13 protein-coding genes are annotated in these 13441 nt (G+C 33.5%); 4 read left to right on the top strand and 9 right to left on the bottom strand.

From position 1 onward, the window contains the following. Positions 1–57 precede the first annotated feature (57 nt). Together BUA99_RS01800 and BUA99_RS01795 are read right to left on the bottom strand one after the other, a co-directional pair. Positions 58–342, bottom strand: a complete 285-nt coding sequence (locus BUA99_RS01800) for a GNAT family N-acetyltransferase (protein WP_072987746.1) — start codon at positions 340–342, stop codon at positions 58–60. Positions 343–371: 29 nt separating this feature from the next. Next, a complete protein-coding gene (locus tag BUA99_RS01795) occupies positions 372–1088 on the bottom strand; it encodes a pirin family protein (protein ID WP_072987422.1) in 717 nt (238 codons plus the stop codon). A 114-nt stretch (positions 1089–1202) separates the two neighbouring features. Between BUA99_RS01795 and BUA99_RS01790 the strand changes: the two genes are divergently transcribed. After that, complete coding sequence (locus BUA99_RS01790) at positions 1203–1859, top strand: alpha/beta hydrolase family protein (protein WP_072987420.1); 657 nt, start codon at positions 1203–1205, stop codon at positions 1857–1859. Positions 1860–1912: 53 nt separating this feature from the next. Then, the gene (locus tag BUA99_RS01785; protein WP_072987743.1) at positions 1913–2281 is read left to right on the top strand and encodes a sulfite exporter TauE/SafE family protein; all 369 of its coding nucleotides are present in this window, start codon (positions 1913–1915) and stop codon (positions 2279–2281) included. A gap of 211 nt (positions 2282–2492) precedes the next feature. Here BUA99_RS01785 and BUA99_RS01780 read toward each other — a convergent pair whose 3' ends face one another. Continuing rightward, positions 2493–3008, bottom strand: a complete 516-nt coding sequence (locus BUA99_RS01780) for a hypothetical protein (RefSeq protein WP_072987418.1) — start codon at positions 3006–3008, stop codon at positions 2493–2495. A gap of 163 nt (positions 3009–3171) precedes the next feature. On the opposite strand from BUA99_RS01780, the gene rpmH reads away from it, so the two are divergent. Then, complete coding sequence (rpmH, locus tag BUA99_RS01775; protein ID WP_022828464.1) at positions 3172–3333, top strand: 50S ribosomal protein L34; 162 nt, start codon at positions 3172–3174, stop codon at positions 3331–3333. A gap of 154 nt (positions 3334–3487) precedes the next feature. Beyond that, entirely contained in the window at positions 3488–6340 is a 2853-nt protein-coding gene (gene carB, locus BUA99_RS01770) for a carbamoyl-phosphate synthase large subunit (protein WP_072987416.1), read from the top strand. A gap of 130 nt (positions 6341–6470) precedes the next feature. Here carB and BUA99_RS15520 read toward each other — a convergent pair whose 3' ends face one another. From BUA99_RS15520 to BUA99_RS01745, 6 genes are all read right to left on the bottom strand, one after another. Next, on the bottom strand, positions 6471–6803 hold the full coding sequence (locus BUA99_RS15520) for a hypothetical protein (RefSeq protein ID WP_317045026.1): 333 nt from the start codon (positions 6801–6803) through the stop codon (positions 6471–6473). 57 nt (positions 6804–6860) lie between these two features. Further along, positions 6861–7079, bottom strand: coding sequence for a hypothetical protein (locus BUA99_RS15515; RefSeq protein ID WP_317045025.1), 219 nt, complete (start codon positions 7077–7079; stop codon positions 6861–6863). 97 nt (positions 7080–7176) lie between these two features. Beyond that, positions 7177–10317, bottom strand: a complete 3141-nt coding sequence (locus BUA99_RS01760; RefSeq protein WP_072987415.1) for a DUF3427 domain-containing protein — start codon at positions 10315–10317, stop codon at positions 7177–7179. Next, positions 10314–10715: a (deoxy)nucleoside triphosphate pyrophosphohydrolase gene (locus BUA99_RS01755; RefSeq protein ID WP_072987413.1), complete on the bottom strand. Its 402-nt coding sequence runs from the start codon at positions 10713–10715 to the stop codon at positions 10314–10316. Before BUA99_RS01755 ends, BUA99_RS01760 begins: the two co-directional genes overlap by 4 nt. A 376-nt stretch (positions 10716–11091) precedes the next feature. Next, positions 11092–11961 carry a DUF808 domain-containing protein gene (locus tag BUA99_RS01750; protein ID WP_072987411.1) on the bottom strand — a complete coding sequence of 290 codons (870 nt, stop codon included), beginning with the start codon at positions 11959–11961 and terminating at the stop codon, positions 11092–11094. 607 nt (positions 11962–12568) lie between these two features. After that, positions 12569–13438 carry a DUF808 domain-containing protein gene (locus BUA99_RS01745; RefSeq protein ID WP_072987409.1) on the bottom strand — a complete coding sequence of 290 codons (870 nt, stop codon included), beginning with the start codon at positions 13436–13438 and terminating at the stop codon, positions 12569–12571. Positions 13439–13441: the final 3 nt, after the last annotated feature.

The following is a 13441-nucleotide window of genomic DNA, read 5'->3' as shown; positions in this document are numbered from 1 at the left end:
TGAATTTGTTCATAAATTAAAAATGAGGCTGTATTTTAGAACACAGCCTCATTTTTTTTACAGCCTAATTCCTGGGGGAAGTAACTCTTTATAAATAGGATTTTTTTTAAAAAAAAGAACTATTTTTGGTAATATAGGAACCACTCTTAATTTCCGTTCAATAGCGATTTCCATGATATTCTTTAGAAAATCAGAAATAAATGCTTCGTTTTCAAATGCTTCAGGAACATTTATTTTTGTTAGAAATATTTTCTTCTCTTGAAAGGAATATTCTACTGTAATTAATCCCTCGTTTACTGTAGTCTCAAATTGTCTTGAAAAAGTGTTGTCTTTGATTTCCATAGGATTTTCTATGTTCATAATAGTTAAGTCTAATTCATTGGTACTTCTACCAAAAGTATTTTTGATTTGGAAACAATATTGATTTCGAAACTCTCAAAATCAGTGATTCCCATGGCATCTCTTGCCTTCAAAACTTGATTATTTATTTCTATTTCGCCTTCGATCAAAAATAAGTAAACACCATTTTTAGGAATTTTAATATTATAGTTCGATTGAGTGTTGCTATCGAAAATTCCTAAGTAAAAAAAGGTTTTTTGGTAAACCCAAAGTGCATTTCCATCGTTCATTTCATTTGGCGAAACAATGTTCACAAAGGTATTGATTTGATTGTCAATATCAAATGATTTTTGATCATATCTAGGAGTTACATTTTCTCTATCAGGAAACACCCATAATTGTAGCGTTTTTGTCTTCTGGTCTTGACTTGCATTCATTTCAGAATGTTCAACTCCACTTCCAGCACTCATTACTTGCACTTCACCAAAGCGGATGGTACCGTCATTTCCCATACTATCGCGATGTTTTAAAGCGCCTATAAGGGGAATTGTAATTATTTCCATATTAGCGTGACCGTGTGTTCCAAAACCGGTTCCGCCATCAATCATATCGTCATTTAAAACGCGTAGCATTCCAAATTGCATTCGCTCCGGATTGTAATAATTTCCGAATGAAAAGGAATAATTTGCTTTTAGCCAGCCATAATCAGCAGTACCTCTCGTGTTTGATTCAAAAAATTGTGTCATCATAAGATATTGATAATATAAAGATGATTGTAGAATGAGTTTGAATAAAAAAAATTAATTTTATACAAAATTCGAGATTCTAAATCACAAAAGTGTTATTAAATCGTTAAAACAATTATGAGTAAAATACCAGTTTACATGATGCCCGGTTTAGCAGCAAGCACCGCTATTTTTGAGCGAATCCAGTTGCCTGAAGATGAATTTGAAATTCATCTTTTAGAATGGGAAATCCCATTAGACAACGAATCTTTAAAGGAATACGCTCGCAGAATTACCAAGAAAATCACACACTCAAATCCAGTTTTAATAGGAGTATCATTCGGTGGTATTTTAATTCAAGAAATGGCACAATTTATCAAGGTAAGAAAGGTAATTATTATATCAAGTGTAAAAAGTAATTTGGAATTCCCTAGACGATTTAAATTAGCTAAAACTACTAAAGCTTACAAGCTGATCCCAATGAGTTTGATTTTAAATATCGAAAATTTAGCTAAATTCTCTTTCGGGGAAACCATCAACAAACGATTAAAATTATATGAAAAATTCCTATCGGTTCGTGATATACGCTATTTAAATTGGGCAGTAGAGCAAGTGATTTTGTGGGATAGAACTGTTGTTGATGAAAGCGTAATTCACATTCATGGAGATGCTGATGATGTTTTTCCTATCAAATATATTAAGGATTGTATTGTTGTTAAAGGTGGAGCGCACATTATGATCTTGAACAAATACAAGTGGTTAAATGAGCATTTACCGGCTCTAATAAAAGGGTGAAATAAAAAATAGGAGATTTTAATTGGACAATACTAATTTAAAATAATATGAAAATGACAATCCAAACTATAATTTTATTAATGTGTATTGGTTTAACTGCTGGAGTTTTGAGCGGTTTAATAGGTATTGGAGGAGGAATAATAATGGTTCCACTTTTGCTCTTAATGGGTTTCACGCAGCAGCAGGCTCAAGGAACTAGTCTGGCAGCATTGTTGCCACCGGTAACTTTACTTGCTGTACTGAATTATCACAAAGCAGGTTTTGTAGATTGGCGATTTGCCATTATAATTTCAATAGTTTTTGTGGTTGGCGGTTATTTTGGTAGTAAAATGGCAATTAATATTGATCAAAAAATTCTCAAAAAGGTATTTGCTGTTACTTTGTTACTCATTGGTGGGTTTCTACTATTTGAGAAAACATAATATAAAATTTATTTCATTTCTAAATAAAAAATTAGTAGTGGCTTGACTATTTCAAGAATAGAAAATTCATCTTTCGGCTGCTACTCAAATAATTCTTAGCTGCTTATTGATGTGAAATATGATAATAAATTTGAAGATAAATAATATTTTTTCCGACTGCGATCCAATAAAAAAAAGGAGCTAAATGATTGACATTTAGCTCCTTGATAAATTATAATTTTTTCATTTGATCTTTCATCATCGTGATTTGCTCTTTTAACATGTTCTGTTTATCGAGCTTTCGTGCTTCATTCAATAAAGTTGTTGCTTCTAGTTTTCGTCTCCTTGACATGGCAACGCCAGCAAGATTCAATTTGGCTACAGCTAAATCCATATCCATAGACAACCCTAAAGCAATTGCTTTTTTGAAGTATTTTTCTGCTTGATTGATATTAGTTTGTGAAAGCATGATTCCGTGTAGATAATTGAAATAGCCTTGTTGTTTTTGTACCAATGCAGTTTCTGGTTTTTTTATGTACGCTAACCATTTTTTAGCCCCTTCAAAATCTTGTTTTCTTAATTTTAAAAAAGCTAACAAGATAAATTCATTTTTGAAGTAGAGGAAAATAGGAAATGCACTTATAAGTAAAAGGAAAATTCCATTACCAATATTGCTCTCTGTAAATTGCCAAACGCCAGTAATAATGATAAGTCCGGCGAGAATAAGTTTGATATTTCTGTGAAACATGTTGTGATTATTTTAAGATCACAAATATAGTAAAAGGAATTGAAAATATTTTTACAAAACTACTTGTGAGGAAAAAAAGTCTTTGTATATTTGCACTCGGATTTCAGGTAATGCGGATCCAAATAAAGATAAGCTATAAATAAGATTTTAAATATACAAAGCAATGAGCAAAAGAACGTTTCAACCATCGAAAAGAAAAAGAAGAAATAAGCACGGATTCATGGACAGAATGGAGTCTGCAAATGGAAGAAAAGTTCTTGCTAGAAGAAGAGCTAAAGGAAGACATAAATTGACTGTTTCTTGTGAACCAAGACACAAAAAATAATGTTTTTTTAAACATAAATAAGGCGTTACTTTTTTTAGTATCGCCTTTTTTTATACCTTGTTGGCTCGTAATGCTTTAATATCAGCCTTTTAAGCGCGTAAAATACAGGACCATAGCTACAATAAAACACTACAACAACACAACACAATACAAAATGCCAAAAGACACATCCATTAAATCCGTTTTGATTATAGGTTCAGGACCTATTGTTATAGGTCAAGCCTGTGAATTTGATTATGCAGGATCACAATCTGCACGTTCTATTCGTGAGGAAGGAATTGAAGTAATCTTAATCAATTCTAATCCAGCGACAATTATGACCGATCCATCAATGGCCGATCATATTTATTTGAAACCTCTTACAACAAAATCTATTATTGAAATCCTAAAAGCGCATCCTCAAATCGATTCTGTTTTGCCTACAATGGGCGGACAAACTGCTTTGAACTTGTGTCTGGAAGCGGATGAGAAAGGGATTTGGAAAGATTTTGGTGTAAAAATGATAGGTGTTGATGTCAATGCCATTAATATTACCGAGGACAGAGAGCAGTTTAAGCAATTGCTTAAAAAAATAAATGTTCCTTCTGCACCGGCCGAAATTTGTACCTCATATTTACGTGGAAAGGAAATTGCACAGGAATTTGGTTTCCCATTAGTAATTCGTCCTTCTTTTACACTTGGTGGAACTGGCGCTGCGATTGTCTATAAAAAAGAAGATTTTGACGAACTTTTAACTCGTGGTCTTGAAGCGTCACCTATACATGAGGTGTTGATTGACAAAGCATTGATGGGTTGGAAAGAATATGAGTTGGAATTGTTGCGAGACAAAAATGACAACGTGGTAATTATCTGTTCCATCGAAAACATGGATCCTATGGGAATTCACACTGGAGATTCCATTACAGTGGCTCCAGCAATGACATTATCAGATCGTACTTTTCAAAGAATGCGCGATTATGCCATTTTAATGATGCGTAGTATTGGGAATTTTGCAGGAGGTTGTAATGTGCAATTTGCCGTTTCGCCTGACGAAAAAGAAGATATTGTAGCCATTGAAATCAACCCTCGTGTGTCGCGTTCTTCGGCATTAGCATCAAAAGCGACGGGTTACCCTATTGCAAAAATCGCCTCAAAACTAGCGCTTGGATACAATCTAGATGAATTGCAAAACCAAATTACCAAATCAACTTCGGCGTTATTTGAACCCACTTTGGATTATGTGATTGTAAAAATACCGCGTTGGAACTTTGATAAATTTGAAGGTGCTGACAGGACTTTAGGACTTCAAATGAAATCCGTAGGTGAAGTAATGGGAATTGGACGTTCGTTTCAAGAAGCCTTGCACAAAGCCACTCAGTCATTAGAAATTAAAAGAAATGGTTTGGGAGCTGACGGAAAAGGGTATACAAACTACGAACAAATTATTGAGAAACTGACTTATGCGAGTTGGGATCGCGTTTTTGTGATTTATGATGCTATTGCGCTTGGAATTCCGTTGAGTCGCATTCATGAAATCACTAAAATTGATATGTGGTTTTTGAAACAATATGAAGAGCTTTATACGTTAGAAAAAGAACTTTCAAATTATAAAGTAGATACACTGCCAAAAGAGTTGTTGCTAGAAGCGAAACAAAAAGGATTTGCTGATAGACAAATAGCGCACATGATGGGATGTTTAGAAAGTCAAGTGCACAGTTTGCGTGATGCAATGAATGTGAATCGTGTCTTTAAATTAGTGGATACTTGTGCGGCTGAATTCAAAGCAAAAACACCGTATTATTATTCAACTTTTGAAGCTGAAATTGAAAAAGCAGACGGAACGCGTTACGTAGATAACGAAAGTGTGGTTTCAGATAAAAAGAAAATCATTGTTCTGGGCTCAGGGCCAAATAGAATTGGACAAGGAATCGAGTTTGATTATTCTTGTGTGCATGGTGTGCTTGCCGCCAAAGAGTGTGGCTATGAAACAATCATGATTAATTGTAATCCAGAGACCGTATCGACTGATTTTGATACAGCAGATAAATTATATTTCGAGCCTGTTTTTTGGGAGCATATTTACGATATTATCCAACATGAAAAACCAGAAGGTGTTATCGTACAACTAGGAGGACAAACCGCTTTGAAATTAGCAGAAAAATTGTCTAAGTATGGAATTAAAATCATAGGAACTAGCTTTGATGCTTTGGATTTAGCTGAAGATAGAGGACGTTTCTCTGAGTTGTTAACCGAGTTGAATATTCCGTTTCCACAGTTTGGAATTGCGGAAACGGCTGATGAAGCTTCAGCGCTAGCGGATACTTTAGACTTTCCTTTATTGATTCGTCCTTCATATGTATTAGGAGGTCAGGGAATGAAAATTGTAATCAATAAGCAAGAACTAGAGGAGCACGTGATCAATTTATTGAAAACCATTCCAGGAAACAAATTGCTATTAGATCATTACCTCGATGGTGCTATTGAAGCGGAAGCCGATGCGATTTGCGATGGAGAAAATGTGTACATCATAGGAATTATGGAGCATATCGAGCCTTGTGGTGTGCACTCAGGTGATAGTAACGCAACTTTGCCACCGTTTAACTTAGGCGAGTTTGTCATGCAGCAAATAAAAGATCATACCAAGAAAATAGCACTTGCGTTGCGAACTGTAGGTTTAATAAACATACAATTTGCTATCAAGGACGATATTGTGTACATCATTGAAGCCAATCCTAGAGCGTCTCGTACGGTACCATTTATTGCAAAAGCTTATGGCGAACCTTATGTGAATTACGCCACCAAAGTAATGTTGGGCCATAACAAAGTAACCGACTTTAAATTTAACCCTCAATTAAAAGGATATGCCATCAAGCAACCGGTTTTCTCTTTCAGCAAGTTCCACAATGTCAACAAAGCATTAGGACCTGAAATGAAATCAACAGGAGAAAGCATCTTGTTTATTGATGACCTAAAAGACGATCAATTTTATGAGTTATACTCTCGACGAAAAATGTATTTGAGTAAGTAAAATCATTTAAGTAGCCTTCTACTTATTGGTTTTAAAAAATATTTTTTACCACAAATTGCACAAATTTCCACTAATTTAAGAGTGCGAGTTTGTGCAATTTGATTTTATAATATTTTTTTTATCATAAACTTTAAGCACTCTTTCCTAAACCATTTGGTAAAGGTCTATAGGCATAATAATGCAATACTTCTTCAATGGCTGGTGCCAAAGCTTGATTTATGGGAAGTAGAGTAGTAGCGAGTCTATTGTCTATTTGTGACAATTGCATGTAGTAATCTGTAAATACAGGAACATAAAGTCCTTTACTAATCGCTTCCTCAGCGGTGTTGTAGTTTTCTTGTTGTCCTTCTTTTATTATTTTGCAAGTGGCTAAATGGAGTTGGCCATATTTATCTTTACTCGCTGCATATCCAAAAAGCCTACAAATTAATCCCCGATATCGATAGTCACTACAACTTCCCATACTTCTATCAATGAAAGAATGCGGACGATATAAATGACAGTTGGAGTCTGATTTTTTCTAGAGTTGGAGCAACATATCTTCAGTTTCTCCATTTAAAAATAAGTAAAATGCCCATGGCAAAAACTCTAATGGCGATGCATCGATTTCTGGAGTAGAGCGACACTTGCCGCAACCAGCAATACAATGTAAATGTGTTTCTGTCTGGAATACTGCAATTTCTATTTCAAGACGGTCGAATAACACTTCAACCAATCTAACCTTGTGCTCTATAGCCATTATTTTCTTTATGAGGTAGTTTATTCTAATCCCGTACAGAGAAAATGAGGTTTTTTGTGATAAATTTATTTTTTGTGGGATGAGGTTGAGTTTAAAATTATCCTACAGACATTTTGGCAGATTCTTTCCATAGATAATTTGGAATGGGTTCATTTAATTCCCATTTTATGCTCATTGGTTTTGAACCTTCAGATTCTATAAACTTTGCTTCGCCGATAAAAACGTATCCCATTGTATTGTTAAATTGATTTTTCGACTGTTCCCTAATGAATAATAAAATTTTTTTTCCAAGTTTTTGATGATTGATATATGTTAATCCTTTACCTAGATCATCCCTAGTTTGATTTTGTGATTGCCAATGAAATAAAATTTCACTGATTGCATAGTCATCATACATAGTTGTTGGAGAGTAATCTTCTTCGGATTTTAATAAATCAACGAAAAGTAATTCTGAATTAATGTTTTCAATGAAAGCAACCCCTTCTCTGTTAGATGATTTTTTATCGAAACTACTATCTCCAAATGCGGCTAAAATTTGATCTCTGGTATATCGGGCATGTACTTTTAATGGCTGATCATAAGGAAGCTTGATGTCAATTTCCTTAAAATCAACTCTGTCAGATAGTATTTCTAAAACTTCAATTATTTCGTTAACTAAAACTTTATTTTCACCTATTTGATTGATACTTTCTTCCAAAGAGTTAAAGCCAGCAGCACTTTGCCAAACGTCATAGTGAAGCATAAGCAACATTTTTAATTCATTTTCTGAATAATTCTCCAGATTTACTTTAAAATCTTTCTTTGCTATCTTTAAGATGAAATTGAAGTAACTCGTTGAGTTTGTTGAAAGCCATTTTTTATTGATAGCAGAATAAATTTGTTTTTCATTGAGCTTACCAAAATCTTCAATAATTCCCGCTTTTTGGCAAAGTCTTGACCAATTATCTTTTTTATAAATTGCTTCTAATGGAATATGGTTTAAATCTATGAAGTTTTGAAGCGTTAATGGTAACGTTGTTTGAAACTGAAAATTTCTAATTTTTGTAATCAGCTGATTTACATTGAAGGAAGTAGCTTTTCTGATATTCTCTAAAATTGTCTCTTTTGTTCTTTTCTCCAAAACAATAGAACATCCTAAAGGTAAATGAGGAAAGTCAGCTTCAATCTCTTTTTGAACTGAAGTGGTTGTTTTTCCAATTAAAGCTCTGAACTTACTTTCAAAATCATATTCAGGTCTTGAGTTTCCAACAAAATCTAGAACAGTTAGACAATCTTTCCCCTCAGACAAACGTAAACCGCGTCCTAATTGCTGAAGGAAAACCGTTAAACTTTCTGTAGGACGAAGAAATAAAACGGTATCAATTTCTGGAATATCAACTCCTTCATTAAAAATATCAACAACGAATAAATAATTAAACTCCTTTTTCCTAAATTGGTTACGAATCAACTCTCGTTCACTCGAGTTTTTACTTGTTAGAAAAGCAGCTTTAATTCCAGCAAGATTGAATTTTTCTGCCATGAAAGTAGCATGCTCAATAGTTACGCAAAAACCGATCGCTCTAACATCGTGGATATCATTCGTGTGTTTTTGAAGTTGATTAATTATTTCGCCTACACGAACATCGTTCTTGGTATAAATATTTGTCAACTCACTCGCAACATATCTTCCTTTTTCCCATTTTACATTGCTTAGATCGATACTATCGGTTATACCAAAATATTGAAAAGGAGAAAGTAGCTTTTTATTTAAGGCTTCCGGAAGTCTTATTTCTGCAGCAATTCGATTGCAAAAATCTTCAAGAATGTTTTCTCCGTCCATTCTTTCCGGTGTTGCTGTTAAACCTAATAGAACCTTTGGTTTGAAATAGTTTAGAATTGGCCTATATGATGAAGCAGATATATGGTGAACTTCGTCAATGATTATAAAATCATAATATTCGGGAGTTAGACTTAATTCCTTTAATCGATTATTTAAACTTAGAACCGAAGCAAAAACATATTCATTGTTTGTGGGTGTCAATCCGTCAACCATCAATTCTCCAAAATTGTTATCTTTTAAAACACCTTGAAAAGTAGCTTTTGCTTGTTGCAAGATTTCTTTTCGATGCGCTACAAAAAGAATTCTAGAGGATTTGTTATTATCTTTAAAACTCTTATAGTCAAATGCTGAAATAACGGTTTTACCAGTTCCTGTTGCCGCAACTAATAAATTTCTGTATCTGTTGTGAATTGTTCTTTCAACCTCGAGCTTTTCTAAAATCTCCTTTTGATAAGGATATGGTTTTATATCAAAAAAAGTTATTGGTGCAGAGTATTCTTTAGAAAATTTACCTTCTTTGAGAGCAGTAACTAATTTTTGAGAATGATTCTCAGTATTAAATAATTCAAAATCTGAATCTTGCCAATAGGCTTCGAATGTTTTTCTGAACTTATCAATTATATGTCCGACTTCCTTGGTTGTGATTTTTAGATTCCACTCCAAACCATCTGTTAAAGCAGAACGTGAGAAATTAGAAGAACCAATGTAACCTGTATGAAATCCGGTATTTCTCTCAAATAAATACGCTTTGGCATGCAGTCTTTCATTTCTTGTATTGTAAGAAACTTTTACTTCCGTATTTTTTAAAGATGCGAGAAACTCTACTGCTTTTGAATCTGTTGCTCCAACATAAGTTGTCGTTATTACTCTTAATTTTCCACCTCGATTTGTAAATTCTCTTAATTCTTTTTCTAAAATTCGGATTCCTTGCCACTTGATAAAGGAAACTAATAAATCTACTCTATCTGAAGAGAGAATTTCTTTTCTTAATTCACTTTCAAGGGTTGTTCCAGAATTTCCACCAGTAAAAAGTTCACTATGAATTAATCTAGTATAAGGGGTTATTTCTTTTAGATGTAAATCTAAATTAGAAAAATGAGCATCAACCTTAGTAAAAACGGCTTTTAGTATTTTTCCCTCTGTTTCAATTAGATCATCTGCAAACTCTTCCTTCTTTAATTCATCTTTTAAAAATAAGATAATTTTGTTGGCAATTGCAATTTGATTTTCTAAAAGATTTTCTCCTTTTACTAAAGTTAATGCATGCTTTAAAATTCCAGAAATATGCTGAGACAAAAATTGAGCAGCTTCTGTTTTATCGACAGACGTGGTTTTTACTTGAAAAGCATCTTTGTCTAATTCATCAAGTTTAAAACTTATTAATTTCGTTACGAGCTCCTCATAAATTCCTTGATTCATAAATTATAATTTAATAATTCTCGCACAATTGGCAAATCTGCTTCTGCCCAATCCAGATCTAACAATTGTTCCTTGTGCACTAATTTGAAATCTTTATGCTCCGATAGTTTTATTGAACCATCTTTATAATTTGCAATGAATGGAATTAAATTGACTTTAAAACTTCCGTAATCAAATAAACTATTGGTTAATGTGCCAACTATTTCAATCTCTATATTGATTTCTTCAAGAATTTCTCTTTTGATACAATCTTCTTTCGTTTCACCGTCCTCTAATTTACCTCCTGGAAATTCCCATTTCAATGGTAATTTCATTTTATCACTTCTTTGAGTAACTAGAATTTTATTATTAAAATATACTATTGCACAGGTTACATCAATTTGTTTTTTCTGAAACATGTTTTATTATTTTTTTAATCCGATAAATCAATATCATTAATTATTTGAATTGCTTTGTATTTGCAATAACAATACTACTCAATCCTTTTGAAAGAAAAATAAATAAAATCAGAAAAGAAATATAAAAGATGATTGTAGGCTAATAATTCCCTAAATAGTCGAAATTTCTTTTACACAAATAACTTCTCAACCACTTTTTTTCAGATCGTCAATAATAAACTAAATACTCATTTCACCACAATTTTGCGTTAGGGAGTGCAGTGAAAATCCTTTTGTTTTTGAAAAAAACAAAAGATTGTAGCGGAAAGCCCGGTCGCGACAGCGGAAACGCCCAAAAGAAATTTATTATTTGAAAAAGGGCTTTGGTATTTTTTAGCTACTTCCCTTTTACCTTCCTCCAAATCATCATCGAACCTTTTACAAGTAAAAAAGCAATAATTCCGCCTACGAGTCCAGCTAGAAATTCGCCTACTATTGACGGTAAACCTTCAACTAAATGATGAATTTGTTCTATTTCATGCACAAATATTCCGCCCGCTACTAGTACAAGAGCAACGGTTCCTACAAAGGCAAGTCCCTTAATTATCAATGGAAGTGCGCGTATTAGTAAATTACCAATGAATTTTGATACAGTACTTTTCTTGGCAGTTAGGACAATTCCTAAGTCGTCCATGCGTACAATGGCAGCTACAATGCCGTAAACTCCCACCGTAGCAAGCAAGGCAATAAAGCTCACAACGATAATTTGTGTGGTGATGGGTTTTCCTATGACGCTACCTAGCGCTATGATGACAATTTCAACAGATAATATAAAGTCAGTGACAATAGCCGATTTAATCTTGGCTTTCTCCAGTGATAAAATTTCTTCAGCAGTCAAGTCACCTTCGTCTGTTGAGATAACAGCATGCTGGTGCGGAACGATGTATTCATATATTTTCTCGGCTGCTTCATAAGCGAGATAAACTGCACCTAATACCAAAATTATGGTAACTACTGATGGTACATAATAACTTAATAAAAAGGCGAGAGGCAAAATAATTAACTTGTTGTAAAAAGAACCTTTAGTAATGGCCCACAAAACGGGAATTTCTCGTGAGGAAATAAAACCGGATGCTTTTTCGGCATTCACAGCCAAGTCATCTCCTAATATTCCTGCGGTTTTCTTAGTAGCAATTTTACTCATTACTACTACATCATCCATAAGTACCGCGATATCATCCAACAATGCAAAAAATCCTGATGCCATATATTTTTAATTATAGATTTTATTTTTCAATTCAGTTTCAAATATAGAAAATAATTACTCTGATTAAACTGAGATTTTCTTGTGTTTTACAAATTATTTATTACGATATATTATGTGAATTTTACTTCAGTTACAGCAAGGTTATGGCACAAATAATTAGTTGTAATTCGTGTATTTTCATTCTATAGATAGTTGTTTTTGAGTTGAATTAAGTGTTGATATGTTTTTTTAGCCTAGAATTTATAAATCTGCTCAAAAACAGTGAAATTTTTTAGCTAAATCTTTTTCCTTCTAGAATTTAAAAGCCGTACTCAATTAGATAGTCAAGCACGCTTGCTTGTGAACATAAGTAATAATCTTTTGAAAAACAGAAGCAAATACTTTTAGTGGAGCTCATGAAAAAGAGGATTCTTTCAATTATAGCAATTGTTTGGAAGGGATTATCTCATGGATTACAGTTTTTCATAGGAGATGATAAATTCATTTAAATGGAAGATCGATTATAAAAGTGGAGATGAGGAAAAGCTGAAGTTTTAATTATGCTTGAAAAAATGTCAAAGAAAATCCGTACTATTTAAAAACAGTTTAGGAGCTTTCAAACGGTTGATTATTTTCCTTTTATCTTGTTCCAAATTATTATGATTCCTTTTACAACTATAAAAGAAAGTAACGCGCCAATGATGCCAGCTATGAATTCGCCTAAAAGTGATGGTAAACTTTCTAGCAAATGATGCAGTGGTTTGATGTTATGCATAAAAATACCGCCAGCGACAAGTATTAAAGCAATAGTACCCACAAATGCTAGTGTTTTAATGACTTTAGGGAGTAATTGAATCAATTGTTTTCCTATAAATTTTGATGTAGTAGATTTTCTCTTAACTAGCAGCATTCCAAAATCATCCATACGAACAATGGCAGCTACAATTCCATAAACTCCAATTGTTGCTACAACAGCTACAAAAGAAACTGCGATGATTTGTGTCGAAATAGGTTTGCCAATTACACTTCCAAGGGCAATTATGACAATTTCGATAGAAAGTATAAAATCAGTAACTATCGCTGCTTTAATTTTTTCTTTTTCCCGTGATAAAACTTGTTCTGGAGTTAGGAAGGCAGCCTCCTTTGCAATGGCTTGGTGTGCATGTGGTACAAAATATTCATAAATTTTTTCGGCTGCCTCGTAAGCGAGATACACAGCTCCTAAAATCAATACAACGGTAATAAGCCACGGTATAAAATAACTTAGGAGGAAGGCAAATGGTAGGATGATTAACTTGTTTAGGAAAGAACCTTTCATAATTGCCCACAAGACAGGTATTTCTCTAGAGGAAACAAATCCTGATGCTTTTTCTGCATTAACCGCTAGATCATCGCCAAGTATTCCAGCCGTTTTTTTAGTAGCGATTTTGCTCATTAATACCACATCATCCATGAGTGCTGCGATATCATCTAATAATGCAAAAATTCCTGACGCCATATT

It is taken from the genome of Flavobacterium segetis (genome assembly GCF_900129575.1).
Classification (GTDB): Bacteria; Bacteroidota; Bacteroidia; order Flavobacteriales; family Flavobacteriaceae; genus Flavobacterium; species Flavobacterium segetis.
This window is presented reverse-complemented; position numbering and strand designations above follow the sequence as displayed.